Source organism: Cernens ardua (assembly GCF_051251085.1).
Classification (GTDB): Bacteria; Pseudomonadota; Gammaproteobacteria; order Pseudomonadales; family Halomonadaceae; genus Cernens; species Cernens ardua.
Map to the genome: position 1 here is coordinate 206510 of NZ_JBPCZH010000006.1, position 25995 is coordinate 232504.

Sequence of the window (25995 nt, forward strand, 5' to 3'; positions counted from 1 at the left end):
CTTTACTCGTCGTCTGCATCCAGTGCTGTCAGTTGCTCACCCAATTGATGTTCGATATCCAGCGCGCTGGGGCGTTCTGAACGATCATCCTCTTCACGCTTGCGACGGCGCTCTGAGTGATAAGCCAGCCCCGTACCCGCCGGAATCAGGCGACCTACAACCACGTTTTCTTTCAGGCCGCGCAGGTGATCGCTCTTGCCGGTAACAGAGGCTTCCGTCAGTACGCGCGTCGTTTCCTGGAAGGACGCCGCTGAGATGAAGGACTCTGTCGCCAACGAGGCTTTCGTGATACCTAGCAATACGCGCTCATACTTGGCCGGGAAACGGTCTGCCGCAATGGCACGCTCGTTTTCTGCCAGAACACGGACCAGCTCAACCTGATCACCCGGGATCAGTGTTGTATCACCCGCATCGGTCACTTCTACCTTGCGGAGCATCTGACGAACGATAACTTCAATGTGCTTATCGTTGATCGGAACACCCTGCAAGCGGTAAACGTCCTGAATTTCTGACGTAATGTACTTGGCCAGTTCCGCTACGCCCAGAAGACGCAGGATATCGTGAGGGTTGCTCGGACCATCGGAGATAGTCTCACCCTTCTCGACGTTCTCACCTTCGAAGACGCTGATCTGACGCCATTTCGGAATCAGCATTTCAAAGCTGTCACCCTCTTCAGGTGTGATGGTGAGACGACGTTTGCCCTTGGTTTCCTTACCGAAGGTGACCGTTCCTGAAATTTCAGCCAGGATGGAAGGCTCTTTCGGCTTACGTGCTTCGAACAGATCGGCAACACGGGGCAGACCACCAGTGATGTCCTTGTTACCGGACGATTCAACCGGAATACGGGCAATAACTTCACCCACATCGATCTGATCGTTGCTGTCGACAGAAACGATCGCATTCCCCGGCAGCATGTACTGGAACGGCGTATTGGAACCCGGCAGGGTCACGTGTTCGCCATTTTCGTCCAGCAGCATGATCATCGGGCGCTTGTCACGACCAGAGCTTGGGCGGTTACCCGGTTCAATAATCTCGATGGAACCCAGGCCTGTCATTTCATCCACCGTACGGTGCATGGTGACGCCCTCTTCCATTTCGGAGAACTGAACACGACCTGCCACTTCTGCAACGATCGGGTGCGTATGTGGATCCCAGCGGGCCACAACCTCACCAGCATCTACCTTGGCGCCGTCACGCACGGAAAGCTCAGCCCCGTATGGCAGTTTGTAGTACTCACGCTCACGGCCGGTGTCGTCTGCCACGGCCAGGGCACTGGAACGTGATACCACGACCAGCTTGCCATCCGCACGTTCAACAGACTTCATGTTGTGCAGGCGAATAGTACCGCCGTGCTTGACCTGTACGCTATCCGCCGCAGAGGAACGGGAAGCCGCACCCCCGATGTGGAACGTACGCATGGTCAGCTGTGTACCCGGCTCACCGATGGACTGCGCAGCGATAACACCGACAGACTCACCCACGTTAACCAGATGCCCACGCGCCAGATCACGGCCATAACACATGGAGCAAATACCATGCTCGCTGCCACAGGTGATGGTACTGCGTACCACGATCTCATCGATACCCATGCTGTCCAGACGTGCACACCATGCTTCATCCAGCAGCGTACCGCGCGGGATCAATACGTTATCGTCAGAATCGACTACATCCTTGGCGACAACACGACCCAGCACACGCGCTGCCAGTGACACCATGACGTCACCACCTTCGATGATCGGCGTCAACGTCAGGCCTTCTTCGCTGCCACAATCATTTTCAGTAACAACAACGTCCTGTGCGACGTCTACCAGACGACGAGTCAGGTAACCGGAGTTCGCTGTTTTCAGAGCGGTATCGGCCAGACCTTTACGAGCACCGTGTGTAGAGATGAAGTACTGGAGTACGTTCAACCCCTCACGGAAGTTGGCGACGATAGGCGTCTCGATGATTGAGCCATCCGGTTTGGTCATCAGACCACGCATACCGGCCAACTGACGGATCTGGGTTTCGTTACCACGGGCACCGGAGTCAGCCATGATGTAAACGCTGTTGAACGAGGCCTGCTCAACTTCGTTACCTTCACGGTCAACCACAGTCTCAGTGGAGATACCCTTCATCATCGCCTTGGTGACTTTATCGTTGGCCTTGGACCAGATATCGATCACCTTGTTGTACTTCTCGCCTGCCGTTACAAGACCGGAAGAGAACTGATCTTCGATCTCTTTGACTTCTTTTTCGGCACCTTCGATGATCGCCGTTTTTTCCTTCGGAATAACGAAGTCATTCACACCAACAGACGCACCCGACCATGCCGCCATGCGGAAACCGGTGTACATCAGCTGGTCAGCAAGAATAACGGCATCTTTCAAGCCAACGGTACGATAAGCAACGTTGATCAGCTGAGAGATCGCCTTTTTCTTCATCGGCTTGTCGATGTTGTCGAAGCTCAACCCTTTCGGCAGGATCGAGAACAGCATCGCACGACCTACAGTCGTATCACGCAACGTGGTTTGCGGCGTCAGTTCACCACTTTCGTCGTCACGCAACCATTCAGTCAGACGCACTTTGACACGCGCATGAACAGAAACGCTCTGCGTACCGAATGCACGCTCAACCTCAGCGATATTGGAGAAAGCCATGCCTTCACCCTTCGCATTGATCTTTTCGCGTGTCATGTAGTAAAGACCCAATACAACGTCCTGAGAAGGCACGATGATAGGCTCACCACTGGCGGGAGACAGTACGTTGTTGGTGGACATCATCAACGCACGCGCTTCAAGCTGCGCTTCCAGTGTCAGCGGTACGTGTACCGCCATCTGGTCACCGTCAAAGTCAGCGTTGTACGCCGCACATACCAGCGGGTGCAGGCGGATGGCCTTACCTTCGATCAGTAGCGGCTCGAACGCCTGAATACCCAAACGGTGAAGGGTCGGTGCACGGTTCAGCAGTACCGGATGCTCACGAATAACGTCCGCAAGGATATCCCATACTTCAGGCACTTCACGCTCAACCATTTTCTTGGCGGCCTTGATAGTCGAGGCCAGCCCATTCAGTTGCAGTTTCGAATAGATGAACGGCTTGAACAGCTCAAGCGCCATTTTCTTCGGCAAACCACACTGATGCAGACGCAGGTAAGGTCCAACGGTAATAACCGAACGGCCGGAGTAGTCAACACGTTTACCCAACAGGTTCTGACGGAAACGGCCCTGTTTACCCTTGATCATGTCAGCCAGGGATTTCAGAGGACGCTTGTTGGAACCGGTAATCGCACGACCGCGACGACCGTTGTCGAGCAGCGCATCGACAGATTCCTGCAGCATGCGTTTCTCGTTACGCACGATGATATCGGGCGCGTTAAGATCCAGCAGGCGTTTCAGACGGTTGTTACGGTTGATGACACGACGATAAAGGTCATTCAGATCAGACGTCGCGAAACGGCCACCATCCAGAGGCACCAGCGGACGAAGGTCAGGCGGCAGTACCGGCAGTACTTCCATGACCATCCACTCGGGATTGTTTCCGGACTGGTAGAACGACTCCAGCAATTTCAAACGTTTGGAGAGCTTCTTGACCTTGGTTTCAGAGTTGGTCTGCGGAATTTCCTCACGCAGGCGCTCGATCTCTTCACCCAAATCAATTTCAGACAGCAATGCCTGAACAGCTTCAGCTCCCATGCGGGCATCGAAATCATCGCCGAATTCTTCCAGCGCATCGAAATACTGCTCGTCATTCAGCAGCTGCCCTTTTTCCAACGTCGTCATACCCGGATCGATAACAACGAAGGATTCAAAATAGAGCACACGCTCGATATCACGCAGAGTCATATCCAGCAGCATGCCAATACGGCTTGGCAAGGATTTCAGGAACCAGATGTGCGCTACGGGAGAAGCCAGCTCAATGTGCCCCATACGCTCACGACGTACAGAGGCCTTGGTCACTTCAACGCCACATTTTTCACAAATGATGCCGCGATGCTTCATGCGCTTGTATTTGCCACACAAGCACTCGTAATCCTTGACCGGACCAAAGATCTTGGCACAGAACAAGCCGTCACGCTCAGGCTTGAACGTACGGTAGTTGATGGTTTCGGGCTTTTTGACTTCGCCGTATGACCATGAACGGATCATATCCGGTGAGGCGAGAGAAATCTTGATCGAGTCAAACTCTTCAGACTGCCCCTGTGATTTGAGTACTTTCACCAAATCTTTCATTAGGTCGGCTCCACCGCGGAGTTTTATGGGCGGGCCAGTGAGGCATTATTCCCCACTGACCCGGTACCACAGATAAAAGGTCGTCGGATAAACCCAGCGCCAGGCTTAGGATTCCAGTTCGATGTCGATACCGAGCGAACGGATTTCCTTAACCAGTACGTTGAAGGACTCTGGCATACCCGCTTGCATGGTGTGGTCGCCGTCCACGATGCTCTTGTACATTTTCGTACGACCTTCCACATCATCAGACTTGACGGTAAGCATTTCCTGCAGAGTATAGGCCGCACCGTATGCTTCCAGTGCCCATACCTCCATCTCACCAAAGCGCTGACCACCAAATTGCGCCTTACCACCCAGCGGCTGCTGAGTAACGAGTGAGTAGGAACCTGTGGAACGTGCGTGCATCTTGTCATCAACCAGGTGGTTGAGCTTCAGCATGTACATATAACCCACAGTAACAGGACGATCGAATGCTTCACCTGTGCAACCATCGAAGAGCTGTACCTGACCGGATTCCGGCAGATCTGCCAGTTTCAACAGTCCTTTGATTTCAGACTCCTCAGCGCCGTCAAAGACAGGCGTTGCGAGCGGTACACCTTTCGACAGGTTTTTCGCCAGAGCAATCAGCTCTTCATCAGTAAGCTCATTGAGCTCTTCCTTGCGGCCACCGGACTGGTTATACACCTGCTCCAGGAAGTCGCGGATTTCACTGATCTGCTGATCGCGTGCGTCCTTCAGCATACGATCGATTTTCACGCCCAGACCAAACGCGGCCATACCCAGGTGCGTTTCAAGAATCTGACCAACGTTCATGCGCGAAGGTACACCCAGCGGGTTCAGAACGAAGTCGACGGGCACACCCTCGGCATCGAAAGGCATGTCTTCCACCGGTTTGATGGCAGAGATAACACCCTTGTTACCGTGACGACCAGCCATTTTGTCACCCGGCTGGATACGACGTTTGACTGCCAGATAGACCTTCACAATCTTGAGCTGGCCTGGCGCAAGGTCATCACCCTGAGTCAGTTTGCGTTTTTTGTCTTCAAAACGCTCATCCATCTCTTTGCGACGGTTTTCCAGCTGTTCATTGGAGCTGGCCAACAGTTCGTTCAGCGCCTCATCCTGCATGCGCAGGTTGTACCACTGATCGCGCGGCAACTCATTCAGGTAGTCGTCTGTCAGCACATCGCCTTTCTTCAGCTGAGGGCCGCCGTTGACCGCCTGACCTACCAATGCGGTATGCATACGTTCGAACGTCGCATTTTCAGCAATACGGAAGGTTTCCTGAAGATCCTTACGGACTTCGTCGAGCTGTGATTTCTCGATGGAAAGCGCACGCTCGTCTTTCTCGACACCATCACGGGTAAAGACCTGAACGTCGATAACCGTCCCGCGCATACCGGTTGAGGCACGCAGGGAAGTATCTTTGACGTCAGACGCTTTCTCACCGAAGATGGCACGCAGCAGTTTCTCTTCAGGCGTCAGCTGGGTTTCACCCTTGGGCGTTACCTTACCAACAAGGATATCGCCGGGGTTGATTTCAGCACCGATATAAACAATACCGGACTCGTCCAGTTTGCTCAGCGCAGCTTCACCCACGTTCGGAATATCCGATGTGATCTCTTCGGCACCCAACTTGGTGTCACGAGAAACACAGGTCAGTTCCTGAATGTGAATGGTGGTGAAGCGGTCATCCTCAACCACACGCTCGGAGATTAGGATAGAGTCTTCGTAGTTGTAACCATTCCATGGCATGAACGCGATACGCATGTTCTGACCCAGTGCCAGATCACCCGTATCAACAGAAGTACCATCAGCCAGAATATCACCACGCGCCACCTGATCACCGGGGCGAACCACAGGACGCTGGTTCTGGCAAGTATTCTGGTTGGAACGGACATATTTGGTCAGGTTGTAGATATCAACGCCCGCTTCACCGCCTGTCAGTTCGTCGTCATTGACGCGAATAACAATGCGTTTGGCATCGACTGAATCCACCTTACCACCACGACGTGCGATTGCGCAGACACCAGAGTCACGAGCAACGAATTTCTCCATGCCCGTACCTACCAGCGGTTTTTCTGCACGCAGGGTCGGCACAGCCTGACGCTGCATGTTTGATCCCATCAATGCGCGGTTGGCGTCATCGTGTTCAAGGAACGGAATCAACGCAGCTGCAACAGACACCACCTGACGGGGAGACACATCCATCAGGGTCACTTTATCGGGTGACATGAAAGTCGTCTCACCACGGTGACGTACCTGAACCAGGTCGTCTACCAGGTTGTTGCCCTGATCGATGGAAGCAGATGCCTGCGCGATAACATAATCGCCCTCTTCGATCGCTGAAAGATGAACGACTTCATCAGTCACCTTACGATCCACAACCTTGCGATAAGGTGTTTCGAGGAAACCATAGCTGTTGGTACGCGAATAGGTTGCCAACGAGTTGATCAAACCAATGTTCGGACCTTCAGGCGTTTCGATCGGGCACAAACGGCCATAGTGAGTCGCGTGTACGTCGCGCACCTCAAAGCCGGCACGCTCACGCGTCAGACCGCCCGGGCCCAAGGCAGAAACACGACGTTTGTGTGTTACCTCGGAAAGCGGGTTGTTCTGGTCCATGAACTGGGACAGCTGGCTGGAACCAAAGAATTCCTTGATAGCCGCCGCTACAGGCTTGGCGTTGATCAGATCCTGCGGCATGAGGCCTTCACTTTCCGCCATGGACAAGCGTTCGCGAACGGCACGTTCAACACGTACCAAACCAACACGGAACTGGTTCTCGGCCATTTCACCGACACTACGGATACGACGGTTACCCAAGTGGTCGATATCGTCAACATCACCGAAGCCGTTACGGATATTGATCAGCTCTTTCAGTACATCAAGGATGTCCTGATTATCCAGTACGCCGGAGCCGGTATCGCTATCACGATGCAAGCGGCGGTTGAACTTCATGCGGCCCACAGCGGAAAGATCGTAGCGATCAGCCGAGAAGAACAGGTTATTGAAGAGCGACTCCGCAGCTTCCTTGGTCGGCGGCTCACCAGGACGCATCATGCGGTAGATTTCAACCAGCGCTTCCAATTGGGAGTTGGTCGGATCTACACGAAGCGTGTCGGAAATGAATGCACCTGCATCCAGATCATTGGTGTACAGCGTTTCAAAAGAAGTGATACCTGCAGCGCCGATGGTCTCGATCAGCTCAGGCGTCAATTCGGTATTGCATTCGCAGATCAGCTCGCCGGTTTTGGGATCAACCTGATCCTTGGCCAGTGTCTTGCCAACCACATATTCAAGCGGCACAGCCAGGCGTTCGATACCTGCCTTTTCCAACTGACGAATATGTTTCTGCGTAATGCGACGTCCTTCTTCCACGATGACATTGCCGTCCTTGTCTTTAATTTCGAAGGAAGCTGTTTCACCGCGCAGGCGTGAAGGAACGAGATCAATACTGAAACCGGTTTTTTCGATATGAAAAGTACTGGTTTCGAAGAATGTGTCCAGAATTTCTTCTGCAGACATTCCCAGCGCACGCAGCAGAACAGTCGCAGGCAGTTTGCGGCGACGATCGATACGCACAAACACGTTGTCACGTGGGTCAAACTCGAAATCGAGCCATGATCCACGGTAGGGGATAATACGGGCAGAGTACAGCAACTTGCCTGAAGAGTGCCCTTTACCCTTATCGTGATCAAAGAAAACCCCAGGACTACGATGCAGCTGGGAAACGATGACTCGCTCAGTACCATTGATAACAAAGGTACCGTTTTCGGTCATCAGGGGGATTTCCCCCATGTAAACTTCCTGTTCCTTGATATCCTTGACCGCTTTGTTGGAAGACTCACGATCATAGATAATCAGGCGCACCTTGACTCGCAAGGGTGCGGCGTAGGTAGCACCACGCAACTGGCACTCTTTGACATCAAATGCTGGAATGCCAAAGCGATAACTGACATATTCAAGCGCAGCATTGCCTGAAAAACTCTCGATCGGGAAGACGGAGTTAAAGGCTGCATGCAAGCCTGTATCAAGACGCCCATCAGCGGATTTGTCTTGTTGGAGGAAGTCGTGATAGGAATCAAGCTGAATGGCCAGCAGGTAGGGCACATCCATCACTTGGGGCAACTTGCCGAAATCCTTGCGGATGCGTTTTTTCTCAGTGTATGAGTAAGCCATCTGTATTCCCCAGCTTGTTCACCGAAAGTGACCGGCATGGTCGGCACGCGCTGGCGGGATTTCCCGTCAGGCGCCAACGGCAAGTCACCAAAATGGAGACTCGCCGTTGAAAATTCGTTTGCACAGAATGTAGTTTTGTCATATCGATATCAGTAAGAACCGATGGGGTACGATAAGCCAGCACTTGAAACGCACGCCAAATGAAGACGCCGAAACCCGCTCGATTACCAGATACCAACCATTGAGAGTGCAAAACTGACAGGATATAACTTCATCAATCCACTTATACCAACTCTATAGTATAAATACATGATGACAGGAATGCCACTATTGTTCCGGTGGCAACGGAAAAAGGCCGGCGACGATAGAACCGCCACCAGCCATGCATAGAATATATTATACCCTATGCGATACAGAACTGCTTACATTACTTGAGTTCAGCGGAAGCGCCTGCTTCTTCAAGTTTTGCTTTTGCAGCTTCAGCGTCTTCTTTGGACATGCCTTCTTTCAGAGTAGCCGGAGCACCGTCAACAGCACCTTTGGCTTCTTTCAGGCCAAGACCAGTGATTTCACGAACTACTTTGATGACGTTAACTTTCTTGTCACCAGCAGCTGTCAGAACCAGGTCAAATTCAGTCTGTTCTTCAGCAGCAGCTTCGCCTGCGCCAGCAGGACCAGCAACAACCGCTGCAGCGGCAGAAACGCCGAATTTTTCTTCCATCGCTTCGACCAGTTCGGCCACTTCCATTACGGACATTTCAGCGACGGCGTTGATGATATCGTCTTTGCTAAGTGCCATGATTAGATTCCTAAACTTTGCGGAGCACCAGGTGCTCAAACATAAAATTGATCAGTTGCGCCCGTGGGCAGCGTAACCAGAAAAGAATTCAGCAGATCAAGCCGCTTCTTCTTCCTGTTTTTTGTCACGCAGCGCAGCGAGAGTACGGGCCAGCTTGCCTGCAGAAGCTTCTTTCATGACCGACAACAGTTTTGCCAGTGCTTCGTCGAGGGTCGGCAGAGTTGCCAGACGATCGATCTGTTCTGCGGGGATCAGCTCACCTTCGTAAGCAAGCGCTTTAACCTCGAAGTTATCCTGCCCCTTGGCAAATTCTTTCAGCAAACGAGCGCCAGCACCCGGATGCTCCATAGAAAACGCCAACAGAGTAGGACCAACAAACGACTCGTTCAGCACATCGTAAGATGTACCTTCGAGTGCACGGCGTGCCAGCGTGTTACGAACAACACGAAGCTCAACACCGTTCTCACGTGCCTGTTTACGCAGATCAGTCATTGCGCTAACAGTTACACCGCGAGAGTCTGCAACTACGACGGAGAGCGCAGCTTTGGCAGATTCGTTGACTTCTGCAACGATCGCCTTCTTGCCATCAAGACGTAATGCCACTGTCTTCACTCCTTCCATCCGAAAATCAGTACCACGACCGATTCCCAGAGTTGCTATTACCCAGAGCCAGCCAAGGCGTGACATCTGGAGTGAGGGATGGCTGGCATCGGAAAACCGACGGGCCAATACCATCTGCGCAGGCAAGTTGAACTCATTAAGCAGCACTGAATGCCACACCTGCGGTCTTTGACGATCCCCCACCCCACTCTTGCGAATGAAAGGTAAAGGCACCGCAAAGTATTGCTTCTGTATGGAAGCAGGCTTTAAAAACCCGCTTCCGAAATTCGGACAGGCTACTCACAGAGTGAGCAGCCTGACTCTCCTTACGCCAGGAATGAGTGGTCGATAACGAGACCGGGACCCATTGTACTGGAAAGAGAGATTTTCTTCAGGTAAACACCTTTGGAAGTGCTGGGTTTCAGACGTTTGATATCTGCAACCAGCGCCGTTAGGTTACCTTTGATTGCTTCCTGACTGAAATCCACTTTACCCAGGGTAACGTGGATAATGCCGTTCTTGTCAGTACGGAAACGTACCTGACCAGCCTTGGCATTCTTGACAGCAGTCGCAACATCAGGTGTTACCGTGCCCACTTTAGGGTTAGGCATCAGGCCACGCGGACCCAGAATCTGACCCAGCTGACCAACAACGCGCATTGCATCAGGCGCAGCGATAACAACGTCGAAGTCCATACGGCCGCCTTTAACTTCGGCTGCCAGTTCATCCATACCAACAATTTCAGCACCCGCTTCACGTGCTGCATCGGCAGCAGCACCCTGAGCGAATACAGCAACACGTACATCGTTACCAGTACCGTGAGGCATAACAGTCGCGCCACGTACTACCTGGTCAGATTTACGTGCATCAACACCCAGGTTGATGGCAACGTCGATGGATTCCTTGAACTTGACAGTAGAAAGCTCTGCCAGAAGCGCGGTAGCTTCATCGATATTGTAGACCTTGCCTGCTTCTACTTTTTCACGAATCTGCTTGGCTCGTTTAGTTAGCTTCGCCATCTTACAAACCCTCCACGTTAAGGCCCATGCTACGCGCACTGCCTGCGATGGTACGAACAGCAGCATCAAGATCAGCAGCTGTCATGTCGGGTTCTTTAGTACGAGCGATCTCTTCAAGCTGCTCGCGAGTCACTGTACCCACTTTTTTCTTGTTCGGCTCACCAGAACCGGACTGAATACCAGCCGCTTTCTTCAAAAGAACAGCAGCGGGCGGAGTTTTCGTGATGAACGTGAAGCTGCGGTCAGCGTAAACAGTAATAACGACAGGCGTCGGAAGACCCGGCTCAAGACTCTGGGTTTCTGCATTAAACGCCTTACAGAATTCCATGATGTTTACGCCGTGCTGACCCAACGCAGGACCAACGGGCGGACTTGGATTCGCTTTACCAGCTGCAACCTGCAGCTTGATGTAAGCCTGTACTTTCTTGGCCATTTTAGACTCCAGTGGGTAATTGCGCCTTTCGGCTCCCCGAATTTATGAGAGACACGTTTAAAAATGCCTCTCCTGAAAAGCGTCAAACCATGCCGTACTGCGTACTCTGACCAGCACCGCATACTCTGACACTTGAACCGCTGACATCCGACCATGGATACGATTTGACAAAAAGCCATACCGTGCCCGGAAAGCAGCGGCTGTAAAGATTTACTCTTTAACCACCTGAGAAAACTCAAGCTCAACAGGCGTTGCACGACCAAAGATCAGAACACTTACCTGCAAACGGTTTTTCTCATAATTAACTTCTTCCACCACACCGTTAAAGTCAGCAAAGGGACCATCAATAACACGCACGGTCTCACCTGCCTCAAATACGGTTTTGGGACGAGGCTTGTCACTTCCGTCTTTCACGCGACGCAAGATAGCATCCGCTTCAGCCTGGGTAATAGGTGCCGGCTTTTCAGGCGTGCCACCTATAAAGCCCATCACTCGTGGCGTTTCGTTTACCAAGTGCCAAGTGGTATCGTTCATTTCCATCTCGACCAACACATAGCCGGGATAAAATTTGCGTTCACTCTTGCGACGTTTGCCATCGCGCATCTCGACGACTTCTTCAACAGGTACCAACACTTCACCAAAGAGATCTTCCACCTCATGAAGCTTGATACGTTCAATAAGGGAACGCATCACCTGCTTTTCGAAGCCGGAGTAGGCGTGAACAACATACCAACGCTTAGCCATGCTTTACTCCTAACCGATAAGACTGGACACAAGCCAGGCGAGCGCAGTATCAATCAACCACAGCACCAGCCCCACAATCGCCACTGCGACCAATACGATTGCAGTCGTTTGAATGGTTTCCTGCTTGGTCGGCCAAACAACACGAAGAATCTCTTTCTTGGCATTGCGACCCAGATCAATGAGCTCTCGACCTTTCGAAGTCTTGAAACCAATAAAAACACCAAGCCCTCCCACTATCACCACACCTAAAAGGCGATAGAACAAAGGCTGAGTGTCAAAATAAATATTTCCCACCACCGCAACGGCGACGAGTACAAATGCAATCGCCCACTTGATAGCATCGTGATTCGAAGACGCCTGCACCTCGGCGTTATTTTTCATGCATTAACTCCTGGAGCGACGACAGCTTAAACTGGAAATCAACACCGACAAGACTATCATCGGCGCTATACCAACTTGAGGAAAGTTGGCAGGTCAGGAGGGAATCGAACCCCCAACCTGCGGTTTTGGAGACCGCTGCTCTGCCAATTGAGCTACTGACCTAGGACTCTTCTTCCTTGACTACCGAGATAGAGCGGACAACATCCTATCCGATACAACCAAGACTATCAACCTTCGATAGCACAACTCCGAATATCGCCACCTTCGGAAACCGGCAGTCAATACCTAGCCGGAAGAAGAAAAAGGATGACACGGAGCCATCCTTTAATCTGGAGCTCATGGACGGAATTGAACCGTCGACCTCTCCCTTACCAAGGGAGTGCTCTACCCCTGAGCTACATGAGCTTACCACTTGGAGCGGGCGGCGGGAATCGAACCCGCATCATCAGCTTGGAAGGCTGAGGTTCTACCACTAAACTACGCCCGCTTAACCTTACAAAGCTCATCCAACACAGGACAAGCCTTTAAAAAAACTGGTGGAGAGGGAAGGATTCGAACCTTCGAAGCTTTCGCGGCAGATTTACAGTCTGCTCCCTTTGGCCACTCGGGAACCTCTCCAAGTTGTGGCGGCGAATTATACTCTATTCAGCCACTTTGTCAACCCTTAAACAACCTGAACTTTCACTTGACCAAATCATAAAAATGAAATTACAGATTAACAGGAAGCGGATAGCCTAAAAAAGCCATGTGATGCAACACCATGTGCGTTTATTAATCAATAAACCGTGTCAATCAACACACCCGTTCGCCTCCCTTGGGAACGGCACGTATTCTGGCAAAACACGGCCGCCTCTGCAACCCTAAGCACGTGAAAATACGAACTTTTTTTACAAACGATTTTCCGGATGGTTTTCACCCTCACTGTTTATCGGGCGTAATGTGACTTCTCCGCCTGTCAAACGCTCTCTTTCTCCACGGTAATTGACGATCAAACTTCCCTGCTCGTCCACACCTTCAACGGTCGCAATATATACCTGCCCGGCCTGATGAACATTGACAGACTGGCCTGACATCGCGTTCAAGCACTCCCACTCCTCCCGTAGAGGCGAAAATCCCTCTTCGACATAACTATCAAGCAAACTACCTACGTGAGATACCAGCGCGGCCGCCAGCGTATTGCGAGATACCTGCGAGGCAGATACCTGCTCCAGATACCCCCCCGGTAGACCTTGCCCTTCCGGCACCTCGGGCGCAGCACTTACATTCAAGCCGATACCAACGACAACATCACAGGGTCCCTCGGCATCCCCTTGCAACTCAACCAATACCCCACCCAACTTGTTCAACCGACCTTCGGCATCTCGAATCAGCAGGTCATTAGGCCACTTGAGTTCAATATCAATATCAAATTCACGCAATGCACGGGCAATGGCAACCCCCACCGCCAAACTCAACCCCTGAAGCTGAGCGGCCTGCACCTGGAAACGCCAGCCCAGACTAAACGTTAACCCAGTGCCCAGGGTGGCCTGCCAGGCGCGCCCCCTGCGCCCACGCCCCGCCTCCTGCAATTCAGCGAAGCATACTTCACCGTGGCCGGCCCCCTGCTTGAAGCGCTCCAGCACAAAACTATTAGTGGAATCGATCTGCATTTCGATAAACAATCTGGCAAGCCGGCGCCGCGCCTCAAGCCCCAATGCACCAACAATTCGACTACCATCAAGAAGTTCTACAGGCGCCGACAGGCAATACCCCAATCCGCGCACTGCATCCAATTTCAGTCCGATGCCTTCAAGCTTTTTCAGTTGTTTCCAAATGGCCGTTCGAGATACGTGAAAACGCTCACCCAGCTCTTCGCCTGAATGATAATGGCCATCTCCCAATACCCTGATTAAATCGCGCAACTCCATTCTCGACTTCCCTCATGAAAGGCACTCCCGAACCTCAGTGCTCTTTCGGTCACTGTATATAAAGAGTGTACCTAATAATCCTGACTACGACACACTGTCTTATAGACTCAGCCAGTACCCGGTACCGCTGTGCCCGGCACCGCCCTGTTTTGAAATGGCAGAGTTTCAAATGACAGAGTTTGAAATACCAGGTTTTGGAACACATTACAGGTCAACGCCCGGCAAGCCTCACGTACAATGTTTCAATACCTGTCACTGACGCTCCACAGACACGCTACAAGCACCAAAGTACCCGACATCAGGGCCACACCCCTGGCTATCCATATTTCATGCAGCTACCCCTATGCTGCATGCCATGCCATTCATTCAACAAGATTTATTTAAAAACGGTTGGCTATCATCGGCATCACATTAAAAAACCCCGTCACGTGTATGACGGGGTTTTCATGCTTCTTGACACAGTATCAATGAAATTGCTGATACTGATACTTGCGCCTAGTAGTGATGGATATTTTCCAACCGCACCTTGCCACGGAATACGTAATAACTGTAAGCCGTGTAGATCAAAACGATCGGCAGAATAATCGCATACCCTACAATCAGGAAGCGCTGGCTTGCCGGGCTGGAAGCGGCTTCCCACAACGTGACGGAAGGTGGCACGATGTATGGGAAGAAACTGATGATCAGCCCTACAAAACCAAGAATGAACAGAAAAATGATCTTCAGGAAGATACGTTTTTCTGCGCTAGCCGCTGTTGCATTCATGAAGATGCTAATGGCTGTTAGCGCTACCAGAATCGGCACAATGCAGAGATAGTAGATATTCGGCGTAGAGAACCAACGCGCCGCAATTGCACTATTATGCATCGGTGTCCAGATACTAACGACGGCCATGGCAATCAGCAGAATTACAGTCAGCGGACGCACTGCCTTGTATGCCTGATTCTGCACATCACCTTCCGTTTTAACCACCAGCCAACCTGCACCAAGAAGTGCATAACCGAAGACCAGCGCAATACCGGTGAAGATCGGTAACGGAGCGAACCAGGTAAAGGAACCTCCAACGAACTGACCATTCACCAAATTGATACCATCGATAATACCGCCCAGGGTCACACCCTGACAGAACGTACCGATGATTGCACCCAACGAAAATGCCAGGTCAAACATATGGCGATAACGCGTTGATTTGTGGCGGAACTCGAATGCAATCCCACGGAAAATCAATGCAAGCAGCATAATAACCAAGGGCAGATACATGGCCGGCAGAACCGTGCCATAAACTTCAGGGAATGCACCCCACAGCCCGGCACCTGCCAGAACTGACCAGGTCTGGTTACCATCCCATACGGGAAGTACCGTCCCCATCATCAGATCACGTCTATCGTCTCCCTTGAAGAAGGGATAAAGGATACCCATCCCGAGGCTGAAACCATCGAGGATGACGTACATTGCAACAGCGAAGCCAATCACAGCAAACCAGATGACCGGCAGTATAGGCATGTTCGCAAACATAAAACTTATCTCCCGGATTAATCTAGGCTTTCAATGGTGGATGTAATGGGACGCTGACCGGACGCAGTTTTACCCGGTCCACCCGCAGGCATTGCATCCATCGGTTTGGAACGAAGCAGCTTCAGAATGTAATAAATACCAATGCAGAAGATGATCGCATATACCACGAGGAAGCAGATCAGACTGGTCAGCATTTCACCGAACGAGTGATGCGCATGAGCTTCTGACGTTCTCAATACGCCATAGACCACCCAGGGCTGACGACCCGCTTCAGTGGTAATCCAGCCTGCCACCAGCGCAATAAAGCCTGCTGGAGAAATAATGGTCGCCAAACGAAGGAAAAGCGGCGTCGTATAAAGCTTGCCTCTCCAGCGCAGGTAGTTACCGACCAGCCCCGTCAACAGCATCAACATACCCATACCGACCATGATACGGAACGTCCAGAACACCAGAGGCACATCAGGACGATCGTCTTTGGGGAAATCCTTCAGACCACGGATTTCGCCAGACCATGTATGCGTCAGATATAAGCTCGCAACGTGAGGAATTTCAATCGCAAAGTCATTACGTTCCTGTTGCATGTTCGGCCAGCCCACCAGCGTCAAAGGAAGTCCCTGACCAGGTACGCTCTGCCAGTCACCTTCCATCGCCGCCAGTTTGGCCGGCTGATAGCGAAGGGTATTCAGACCATGCATGTCACCGGCAACGATCTGCATCGGTACCGCGACAAGTGCCATCCACATGGCCATGGAGACCATGGTACGAGCGGCTTCATCCTTGCTGTTGCGCAGAAGGTGATATGCACCTGTACCTGCCACCAGGAAGCTTACGGAAATGAAGGCAGCCATAACCATATGGACGAAACGATACGGGAAGGATGGATTGAAGATAATCTCCAACCAGTCACCCGGCATAAAGTGGCCATTGGCGATGTAGTAACCGGCAGGCGTTTGCATCCAGCTATTGGAAATCAAAATCCAGGTCGCTGAAATCAGCGTACCAATTGCCACCATGGAGGTTGCCAGGAAGTGTGTGGTTTTGCTGACACGGTTTTCACCGAACAGCATGACACCCAAAAATCCTGCTTCAAGGAAGAAGGCAGTCAGCACTTCGTAGGTAAGCAACACCCCGGTAATATTCCCACCCTTCTGGGCGAAAACACTCCAGTTAGTACCAAACTCATAGGCCATAACGACACCGGATACGACACCAAGACCAAAGCCTACGGCGAATACACGCACCCAGAAACGATACAACCCGTGGTACACCTCTTTACCTGTTTTGAGCCACAAGGCTTCCAACGCCATCAAGAAGCTAGCCAAGCCAATTGACAACGCAGGGAAGACAATGTGATACGAAACGGTAAAGGCAAACTGAAACCTTGCCAGGTCGACAGCGTCGAGCCCAAACATAAGCAGTCTCCTCAGCGTTCACGTTATTAATGTATAAAAGACACGCTAATCTTAATACTTTGAGCAGAAAGCTCACGCTATTGCGTCAATATGACGCATATCTCTTTCCCCTGACTTCACCCGATAAATACCCTTGCTACAACCAACACGCAGGTAGAAAAGGCACTTCATTCAAAGAGTAATTTCAGGGGAAAACAGGCATGCATTCGAGAGCCAGACGCTACCAACGCACCTCTTCCCCCAAGACAACATAACGTGGGTCTTGTCCTCAAAATCCCTTAGCGGGTCATATTCTAGCGCCTCAATGCAAGTGACACGAGACCAAAGGCTAAATTTTCCCAATTGAAACGTTATTTTCGGACGCTATTAAGCCAGTAAAAAGAAACAAGAGTGGAACATGATATCGCGAAAAAAATCATTCAATTTCCATAACTTCTTCGAATTTCAATCTATCTCGCTAAATGCCCACCTTTTTAATGTAGCGCATATGGCGAATAAACACAGGAAATCAGGGAAAAACAAAAAAGGCCCCACCACCGTAAAGGATGATAGGGCCTCGATAAATTCATCTCCGTGTCTCCAGAGAATGAGACTCGTGATAACGCAGGCAGGAAAAGCTAATAATGCCGATAAGTCGTCGGTCAATATTGACGTACAGAAATTAATCCTTGTTTAAAATATGCACGCCTCAAATCAATGCAATGGCACTGCAGCGACGGCTGGAGGCACAACCAATTGAAAATCGATCGACATCATGACACTCATCGCGGTAATGATCAGAATTGAAAAACCGAACAGGTGTCGGGCCCACACCGTATCATCTGCCGTCATATAACCGCGTAATGCCATGAACAACCAGTAGACACTCATCCCTACGGTGACGACAAAATACCCATAACCCGCATACCCGCTAATCGTCAACATCAACGCTGCAACCGCAAAGGCCAGGATATACAACACAATATGCGTTTTGGCAGCATTGATCCCTCGAATGACGGGTAACACTGGAATATTGGCTGCCTGATAATCCTTGAAGCGAAAAATCGCGATGGCGTAGGAGTGCGGCATTTGCCACAGGCTGAACATGATCAGCAACAACAGCGCACCCATATCAAATTGATGACTTACCGCACAATAACCAATGACCGGGGGCGCAGCTCCGGACAAGCTCCCCACCAGCGTGCCATAGACAGAATGCCGCTTCAGATATAACGAATACAGCCCTACATAGACCAGAAAGCCGAACAGGCCAAACAATGCCGCTACAGGATTAGCAAACCAATACAAACACGCAAATCCCAAAAGCCCAAGAAATGTCGCATATACCAGAGAGAATCGTGGAGAGATCAATCCGCGCACCATCACCCTTTCACGCGTGCGTTCCATCAGACGATCAATATCCCGGTCTATATAGTTGTTGAATACGCAACCCGAAGCGATCACCAGAGAAACACCAAGCATTGTCGCTATCAGTAACAGGAAATCGATATGACCACGGGAGGCCAGAAAGAAGCCTCCCGCGACCGAAATCAAATTACCGAAAATAATGCCTGGCTTGGTAACAAGCAGGTATTTTTTCAACATGGCATCAACTGTGATTCATTGGCATGGACATGGTATTCATGTTCAGGTGCGTCATGATCCACAAAGAACCTACCACAATGATCCCGACCACCATGATCGTGAACCACAATGACAACAGGTTCCAACCACCTTCACTATAGCGATCAAGGTGAAGAAAGAAGCGCGCCTGAATGGCAATCTGAATGACGGCCAGAATCCAGACAACCGCCATCAGATAACCGACAGACAATGAGTGGTTCATCACCATGTAAAAAGGAATAATGGTTAGAATGATCGATAACACCACACCAACCACATACGTAGTCAATGAGCCTTTATGGCCCTGATGCTTAGCGCTCATTTATAGGACCCCTGTCAGATAAACAATTGAGAACACACAAATCCATACAATATGCAGGAAGTGCCAGAACAGGCTTAGACTTGATAAGCGCGATACCATGTGGTCATTGAAGCCCGAGTGCCGCAACTGGAAAAACAGCACGATCGCCCAGATAACCCCGGTCGTCACATGCAAACCGTGAGTGCACACCAATGTGAAGTATGCAGAAAGGAAGCCGCTGCGCTGCGGACCGTCACCTTCAGCAATAAGGTGTCCAAACTCATTGACTTCCAATCCTACAAAGACAGCACCCAAAATCAGGGTCACTGCCAACCAGATCAAGGTATGCGTCTTGTCACGCTTCGATACTGCCAGCATCGTCAGGCCGATCGTGAAACTGCTCACCAGCAGCACGAAGGTCTCGATCAACACATAGGACAGATCAAAAATGTCCCGCTGAGCAGGCCCACCGGCGTAGTTATGCCCAAGCACCGCATAAGTGGCGAACAGTGTGCCGAACAGCACACAGTCCGTCATGATATAGATCCAAAAACCAAACAACCTCAAGGCGATTGAATCATGATGTTCATGCTCTCCGGCATGAGGATCTGTATGAGCAACATGAGTAGTAGTCATGAATCAGGCCCGTCCTTCCAGATACTTGAAACGCTCGTTTTCCGTTCTTTCGACTTCTTCACTGGGAATGTAATAGTCGATGTCGGTATTGCATGAACGAACGATAAAGGTAATCACCACAGCCGCTAGCCCTACTGCAGCCAACCACCAGATATGCCAGACAATTGCGAAGCTCATCACGAATCCAAATACCCCCATCAGGAAACCGGCACTGGTATTTTTCGGCATATGAATTGCGCTGTAATGAGCAGGACGTTGGTAGGCAATGCCTTTTTCTTTCTCGTCCCAGAACGCATCCAGATCATGTACATGAGGGATAGAGGCAAAATTGTATACCGGCGGCGGTGAGGAAATAGACCACTCGAGCGTACGTCCACCCCATGGGTCTCCGGTGAGATCACGATGTTTCGCACTTGTTACAAAGCCAATCACCAGCTGAAGGATAAAGGTCAGAATACCTACCAGTATGATGGCCGCCCCAATAGCTGCAATAACAAAAAGCAAATGGAGTTGGGGCGTCGGATCAACAAAGTTATCCTGACGACGAGTGATCCCCATGAAACCTAGTGCATACAGAGGCATGAAGGCCACCCAGAAGCCGATGATCCAGCAGAGTGCCGAGATCTTGCCAAGCCTGTCTGACAAATGGAATCCATAGACTTTCGGGAACCAGTAGGCCAGCCCCGCCAGATAGCCCAGCACGACACCACCAATGATGGTGTTATGGAAGTGTGCGATCAGGAACAGGCTGTTATGCAGTAGATAGTCCGCTGCTGGAATAGACATCATTACACCTGTCATCCCGCCGACGGAGAACGTCACCAAAAAGCCCACGGTGTAAATCATGGGCGTCGTAAACTCAATACGCCCGCGATACATGGTAAACAGCCAGTTGAATATCTTGACCCCTGTCGGAATCGCAATAATCATCGTTGCGATGCCAAAGAACGCGTTCACGTTGGCACCAGACCCCATCGTAAAGAAGTGGTGCAGCCACACAATGAACGAAAGGAACGTAATCGCAATGGTTGCCCACACCATCGTAGAGTAACCAAACAGCCGTTTTTTCGAGAACGTCGATGTTACTTCCGAGAACACACCAAAGGCTGGCAGAATCAGGATATATACCTCCGGATGCCCCCACGCCCAGATGAGGTTCACATACATCATCTGGTTACCGCCCATCGTATTGGTAAAGAAGTGCGTACCAATTGTACGATCCAGCGCCAACAAGGTAATTGTCACTGTCAGGACAGGGAACGAGGCAATAATCAGCACGCTCGCACACAATGTCGTCCACGTGAATACCGGCATACGGAACAACTTCATGCCCGGCGCACGCATCTTCAGAATCGTCACGAAGAAGTTGACACCTGTCAACAGTGTTCCTATCCCGGAAAGCTGTACTGACCATATCCAGTAATCCACACCCGTTCCCGGACTATACTGGAGCTCGGAAAGTGGCGGATAGGCAAGCCATCCTGTCTGAGAGAAATCACCCACAAACAGTGAAATATTGATCAGAATTGCAGACACCGCCGTAAACCAGAAGCTCATTGAGTTCAGGAACGGAAAGGCCACATCCCGCGCACCGATTTGCAGCGGCACAACAATGTTGAACAATCCGATCATGAACGGCATCGCCATGAAGAAGATCATGATTGTGCCATGAGCAGAAAACACCTGATCAAAGTGTTCAGGCGGCAAGTAACCGGGGCCACCGGCAGAGGCCATCGCTTGCTGCAACCGCATCATGATGGCATCGGCAAAACCGCGTATCAGCATCACGATAGCAACCACAATGTACATGACGCCAATCCGCTTGTGATCCACAGAGGTAATCCAGTCCGACCACAACACACCCCATTTGCGGAAATAGGTAATAGCCGCCAGAAGCGCTATTCCCAACACAACAATGACGGAAAAGGTACCAACCAAAATGGGCTCGTGGTACGGAATCGCGTCGAGAGAAAGTCTTCCAAACATAATTACTCTCCAACACCTGGCGCTTTCTGGCCATCTTGATTGCCGTTGAATGAACGAACAATTGACTGAAATAGATTTGGCTCAACCGAAGAGAAGAATTCCGGAGGATTCTTCATCGAAGGATAGGTCAACCCCTGATAGGCATTCTGATCCAGCGAGCGGCCAGACTGACGCACTCGGTTCACCCAGGATTGGAAATCCTGATCGGATTGAGCAACCGTTTGGAAATGCATACCGTAGAAGCCATTCCCACTGAAGTTGGCCGAAATACCTGTATACGTGCCCGGTTCATTAGCAATCAAGTTCAAGTGGCTTGTCATACCGGCCATGGCATAGATCTGACTCCCCAGCTGAGGAATAAAGAAGGAGTTCATGACCGTGTCGGACGTAATGGAAAAGCGAATGGGTGTATCAACAGGCACTGCCAGCTCGTTGATGGTCGCAATACCGTACTGAGGATAGATAAACAGCCACTTCCAATCGAGCGCCACTACTTCGACATCGATAGGTTTCTGTTTGGAAGCAATCGGTTTTTGCGGACTGAGAGAGTGTGAACTCTGCCAGGTGATCACCGCCAAAGCGATAATAATGATGATGGGAATACCCCATATAACCGCCTCCAATTTATTGGAGTGCGCCCAATTGGGTTCGTACCTGGCCTTTGTATTCGATTCCCGGTATTTCCAGGCAAAAACAAAGGTCATGATGATGACGGGAATAACCACTAACATCATCAGGATAAAGGCGGTAATGATCAGGTTTCGCTGATCCATACCTATCATTCCCTTGGGTTCCAGCAACGCCGCATTACAACCACCGAGCATTAACACCCCTGCAGCTGCCAACGGCTTATAAATACCTTGCCATTTTTTTATCGTCATCGTTTGCTCTCTTGAAGCCTGACTGCCATTCAGAGTTACCCCCTATGGCTTACTCTTTACTACAAACCGAACGCCCATTAACAAGATTCGGTCGCCGGAGCCAACCATCGATTACGAAAGACCAACTACCACACTCCAGCAGCAGCGTATCCAGTGGGGCCATCATGTATCGATATGACTCGTGCACAAAACGCAACCGCCCCGCTGTGACAACCAGCGAACTAACGCAGAGGTTGCAACAGAGAGGCATTCGCCGACTTTTTCATCACCACTCAATCGGTTACCGTCATTTTTAGACGGTTATGATGAAAACGACAACCCCACATATTTCGTATGGTTTTTCTCAAAACACCTACCTGATTGCGGCAACTCATTGTTTACAAAAGTAATTTTGTTTTTCATTTCAACCTTGGAATAAGGAAATTTTGTTGAAATAAATAGCTATCACGAAATAGAACATGATGCCAATAAACTATTGATACATGATCATAGACTCGAATAAGTCTTCATTAAGGGGCATAATATTTTCCCCGAAACCCAACAGATCTATATAAAGACCGTCACTTATGAAATCGTCATCCTTTCTACCTTCAGAAATGAGGGCTTTAAGCGGCCTTTCCATACTGTACGCCCTGCGCATGCTGGGGCTTTTTATGGTACTCCCCATTCTCGCGCTCTATTCCGCCTCCCTTAGCCATGCCACACCCACGTTGATAGGTATTGCACTTGGCATTTACGGGCTCACACAGGCAGTACTGCAAATTCCCTTTGGCATGCTGTCAGACCGGCTAGGCAGAAAACCCATTATTATTGTGGGCCTACTGATTTTATTGCTGGGAAGTGTGATCGCAGCCGAATCCACGTCTCTCTACGGCATCATATTGGGTAGAGCGCTTCAGGGAGCCGGTGCTATTTCAGGGGTGATCATGGCATTGCTGGCGGATCAAACGCGCGAGGAAGTACGTACAAAAGCCATGGCAACTGTCGGCATGAGCATTGGTATTGCCATTGGAGCCTCCATGGTTATTGGCCCCATCATCGCACACCACTTCGGTCTTTCCGGGGTATTCTTTACAACGGCATTGATGGCAGTTCTGGGCTTGTTTGTTATTGTTTTTCTGGTACCTTCCAACCCAGTGCGCTCGCATAAGGATGTCGGTATGGACCTTCGTCAATTGGCCGGCATACTCAAACGCATTGACCTCGGCAGACTGGATCTCTCTATTTTTGCTCTTCACTGCATCCTAACGGCACTATTCGTTGTACTTCCCTTGAAACTGAGCGCTCTCGGGTTCAGTAGCGAACAGGCTGGCTGGGTATATCTACCCATTATGGCAACCTCGTTCATTGCCATGACCCCTCTGGTGATCATTGCTGAAAAACGCCGCAAGATGAAACCAGTGTTCGTAGGTACAGTCGTGTTGATTATTCTGACTTTGCTGAGCATGTTCATACTGCCACGTAAAAGCATGTCACTGATTGCCTGTTTGTGGTTCTTCTTTTTGGCCTTCAACCTCATGGAAGCCGTCTTACCTTCCATGATCAGTAAAGTCGCCCCTGCAGGTGGCAAGGGGACTGCTTTAGGCGTTTACTCCACGAGCCAATTTCTCGGTACCACCCTCGGCGGCACCCTGGGTGGCATTGTGGCCACTTACTTCGGAAGTAATGCTGTTTTTATCATGACTGCTCTCATTGGGCTGGTGTGGTTGCTGGGGATATGGCGAATGACACCTCCCAGGCATCTTTCCAGTCTTATCGTTGTCGTAGGGGATCTTGCGCATCACCCGCAACAATTACTGAATCAGCTCATGAAGATTCCCGGTGTGGATGATGCCATGGTGGTCAAGAACGAAGGTGTTGCCTATTTGAAAGTCGACAAGTCAGATTACGACGAGCAGGCACTGGCATCACTTCTTGACAAGAAACACTGAATAAAATCGTACGTCTCGCTACAGCTATCCTGCAAAACGGCCGTTGCTACATGCAATGGCCTTCTCTTTTTAAAACACTTCTACTTTCATTATCCCCATAGTTGATGGCCTATAAGTAATAGCGCGATAACGCTCATCATAATCCCGGATGCACGACTTACCCACAACGTTGTAGCGGGTCTGGAGGCCAGAAGTAAATGAGCACTAAACCCAACAAAGCTATAGACCACGGCGCAACTGACGACATGTATCATCCCCAATAAAAGAATCTGTAATCCGACGGGAAGAAAAGCATGTTCGTTGATGAACTGAGGCATGAGAGCAAGAAAAAGAAGCAATACCTTGGGATTTATCCCGCTCATGCAGACCCCCTTCCAAAACCAGCTCCTCTTGCTCACCACACCCTCTTTTGCCAATTTAGGCGGCTGTCTCAACATATTGAGACCCAACCACAATAAATAGAGTGCACCCAGAAGGGTAAGTAGCATTAGTGCGTCTGGATGGCTTGCAACGATCTTCCCCACCCCGATAGCGACAATGGTGACGACAAAAAAATGGCCACATACCATACCCAGCACTGCAAGCGCTACATTACGCTTTCGCGCACTAACACCAGCAGATATGGCATATGCCCAGTCAAGGCCTGGAGTAATAACAAATAGGATGGAAACGAACCAAAAGGCCGTGATGATTGTTGAATTCATGGTACAGAACACATCCTCGAGCAATAAACACGAGAAATAATATTGCCCGGCACACGGGATGTGTTACTTTTTACACGTAAAATAAACCATAGTGTGGAAGGATTTTTAGATTGAATGCTTACGACCGGAAAATTCTTTCAGCTATACAGAAAGAGGGGCGCCAATCCTTGACTGAGCTGGCCGAAAAGGTAGGAATTAGCCTGTCGGCGTGTCATCGACGAATGAAAGCACTGGAACAATCCGGCGTTATTAGGGGATATCACGCTGACATTGATGCGGCAGCATTGGGGCTAGAATTTTCCGCATTGGTATTTGTAACGTTAGCGAAAGGGGATCAGGCATCCATCCATGCATTCGAAGATGCCCTGAAACAGATAGTAGAAGTAGTAGATGCACAACGATTATTCGGAGAGCCGGATTATTTATTAAAAGTGGTGGCAGTGAATCTTGCCGACTTTCAGTCGCTTTATGACAAACAAATATCGGGATTACCCAATGTGCAACGGCTGACTACAACACTCGTCATGAAAAACATTATCGACAACAAGGTACTTCCCATACGGTAATTATCAGGGATAAACCACAGACACATTTTCTCATCATTCAGATTTCTTTTTAGTCTGCTTTCCAACCTGTCATATTTCCTACAGACAAAAAGAAAACCCGCTGTGCCTTCCGACACAACGGGTTCTCTGGGATAGATGCCTGACGATGACCTACTCTCACATGGGGAAGCCCCACACTACCATCG

19 protein-coding genes and 4 tRNA genes are annotated in these 25995 nt (G+C 50.4%); 2 read left to right on the plus strand and 21 right to left on the minus strand.

What is annotated here, in order from left to right; translation table 11 throughout:
* Window positions 1-2 precede the first annotated feature (2 nt).
* The 20 genes from rpoC to cyoA form a co-directional block, all read right to left on the minus strand.
* Window positions 3-4211 (minus strand): DNA-directed RNA polymerase subunit beta', encoded by a 4209-nt coding sequence (rpoC, locus tag LMG33818_RS11480; RefSeq protein ID WP_442323531.1) that lies wholly within the window; start codon window positions 4209-4211, stop codon window positions 3-5.
* Window positions 4212-4316: 105 nt separating this feature from the next.
* Window positions 4317-8393 carry a DNA-directed RNA polymerase subunit beta gene (gene rpoB / locus LMG33818_RS11485; protein ID WP_442323532.1) on the minus strand — a complete coding sequence of 1359 codons (4077 nt, stop codon included), beginning with the start codon at window positions 8391-8393 and terminating at the stop codon, window positions 4317-4319.
* Between the two features lie 427 nt (window positions 8394-8820).
* Entirely contained in the window at window positions 8821-9192 is a 372-nt protein-coding gene (rplL, locus tag LMG33818_RS11490) for a 50S ribosomal protein L7/L12 (RefSeq protein ID WP_442323533.1), read from the minus strand.
* A 96-nt stretch (window positions 9193-9288) separates the two neighbouring features.
* Window positions 9289-9795 (minus strand): 50S ribosomal protein L10, encoded by a 507-nt coding sequence (rplJ, locus tag LMG33818_RS11495; protein ID WP_442323552.1) that lies wholly within the window; start codon window positions 9793-9795, stop codon window positions 9289-9291.
* A gap of 323 nt (window positions 9796-10118) precedes the next feature.
* Window positions 10119-10811, minus strand: a complete 693-nt coding sequence (rplA, locus tag LMG33818_RS11500; protein ID WP_442323534.1) for a 50S ribosomal protein L1 — start codon at window positions 10809-10811, stop codon at window positions 10119-10121.
* 1 nt (window position 10812) lies between these two features.
* A complete protein-coding gene (rplK, locus tag LMG33818_RS11505; protein ID WP_442323535.1) occupies window positions 10813-11244 on the minus strand; it encodes a 50S ribosomal protein L11 in 432 nt (143 codons plus the stop codon).
* Window positions 11245-11454: 210 nt separating this feature from the next.
* The gene (gene nusG / locus LMG33818_RS11510) at window positions 11455-11988 is read right to left on the minus strand and encodes a transcription termination/antitermination protein NusG (protein WP_442323536.1); all 534 of its coding nucleotides are present in this window, start codon (window positions 11986-11988) and stop codon (window positions 11455-11457) included.
* A 9-nt stretch (window positions 11989-11997) separates the two neighbouring features.
* Complete coding sequence (gene secE, locus LMG33818_RS11515) at window positions 11998-12369, minus strand: preprotein translocase subunit SecE (RefSeq protein ID WP_442323537.1); 372 nt, start codon at window positions 12367-12369, stop codon at window positions 11998-12000.
* 86 nt (window positions 12370-12455) lie between these two features.
* A tRNA-Trp gene (locus tag LMG33818_RS11520) sits at window positions 12456-12531 on the minus strand.
* Between the two features lie 168 nt (window positions 12532-12699).
* Window positions 12700-12774 (minus strand) — tRNA-Thr (locus LMG33818_RS11525).
* An 8-nt stretch (window positions 12775-12782) separates the two neighbouring features.
* A tRNA-Gly gene (locus LMG33818_RS11530) sits at window positions 12783-12856 on the minus strand.
* A 47-nt stretch (window positions 12857-12903) separates the two neighbouring features.
* Window positions 12904-12987: transfer RNA gene (locus LMG33818_RS11535), tRNA-Tyr, on the minus strand.
* Window positions 12988-13256: 269 nt separating this feature from the next.
* Window positions 13257-14276 carry a biotin--[acetyl-CoA-carboxylase] ligase gene (locus LMG33818_RS11540; protein WP_442323538.1) on the minus strand — a complete coding sequence of 340 codons (1020 nt, stop codon included), beginning with the start codon at window positions 14274-14276 and terminating at the stop codon, window positions 13257-13259.
* A 495-nt stretch (window positions 14277-14771) separates the two neighbouring features.
* Complete coding sequence (cydB, locus tag LMG33818_RS11545) at window positions 14772-15791, minus strand: cytochrome d ubiquinol oxidase subunit II (RefSeq protein WP_442323539.1); 1020 nt, start codon at window positions 15789-15791, stop codon at window positions 14772-14774.
* Window positions 15792-15808: 17 nt separating this feature from the next.
* A complete protein-coding gene (locus LMG33818_RS11550) occupies window positions 15809-17203 on the minus strand; it encodes a cytochrome ubiquinol oxidase subunit I (protein WP_442323540.1) in 1395 nt (464 codons plus the stop codon).
* A 693-nt stretch (window positions 17204-17896) separates the two neighbouring features.
* Window positions 17897-18787, minus strand: coding sequence for a heme o synthase (gene cyoE / locus LMG33818_RS11555; RefSeq protein WP_442323541.1), 891 nt, complete (start codon window positions 18785-18787; stop codon window positions 17897-17899).
* A 4-nt stretch (window positions 18788-18791) separates the two neighbouring features.
* Entirely contained in the window at window positions 18792-19127 is a 336-nt protein-coding gene (gene cyoD / locus LMG33818_RS11560; RefSeq protein WP_442323542.1) for a cytochrome o ubiquinol oxidase subunit IV, read from the minus strand.
* On the minus strand, window positions 19128-19742 hold the full coding sequence (gene cyoC / locus LMG33818_RS11565; protein WP_442323543.1) for a cytochrome o ubiquinol oxidase subunit III: 615 nt from the start codon (window positions 19740-19742) through the stop codon (window positions 19128-19130). It abuts the gene before it with no gap.
* 3 nt (window positions 19743-19745) lie between these two features.
* The gene (gene cyoB / locus LMG33818_RS11570) at window positions 19746-21728 is read right to left on the minus strand and encodes a cytochrome o ubiquinol oxidase subunit I (RefSeq protein WP_442323544.1); all 1983 of its coding nucleotides are present in this window, start codon (window positions 21726-21728) and stop codon (window positions 19746-19748) included.
* 2 nt (window positions 21729-21730) lie between these two features.
* Complete coding sequence (gene cyoA / locus LMG33818_RS11575) at window positions 21731-22609, minus strand: ubiquinol oxidase subunit II (RefSeq protein WP_442323545.1); 879 nt, start codon at window positions 22607-22609, stop codon at window positions 21731-21733.
* A gap of 566 nt (window positions 22610-23175) precedes the next feature.
* Here cyoA and LMG33818_RS11580 point away from each other — a divergent pair.
* A complete protein-coding gene (locus tag LMG33818_RS11580) occupies window positions 23176-24540 on the plus strand; it encodes an MFS transporter (protein ID WP_442323546.1) in 1365 nt (454 codons plus the stop codon).
* Window positions 24541-24629: 89 nt separating this feature from the next.
* Here the strand turns inward: LMG33818_RS11580 and LMG33818_RS11585 are convergent, their stop codons facing one another.
* Window positions 24630-25244 (minus strand): LysE family translocator, encoded by a 615-nt coding sequence (locus tag LMG33818_RS11585; protein ID WP_442323547.1) that lies wholly within the window; start codon window positions 25242-25244, stop codon window positions 24630-24632.
* 110 nt (window positions 25245-25354) lie between these two features.
* On the opposite strand from LMG33818_RS11585, the gene LMG33818_RS11590 reads away from it, so the two are divergent.
* On the plus strand, window positions 25355-25810 hold the full coding sequence (locus LMG33818_RS11590; RefSeq protein WP_442323548.1) for an Lrp/AsnC family transcriptional regulator: 456 nt from the start codon (window positions 25355-25357) through the stop codon (window positions 25808-25810).
* Window positions 25811-25995 lie beyond the last annotated feature (185 nt).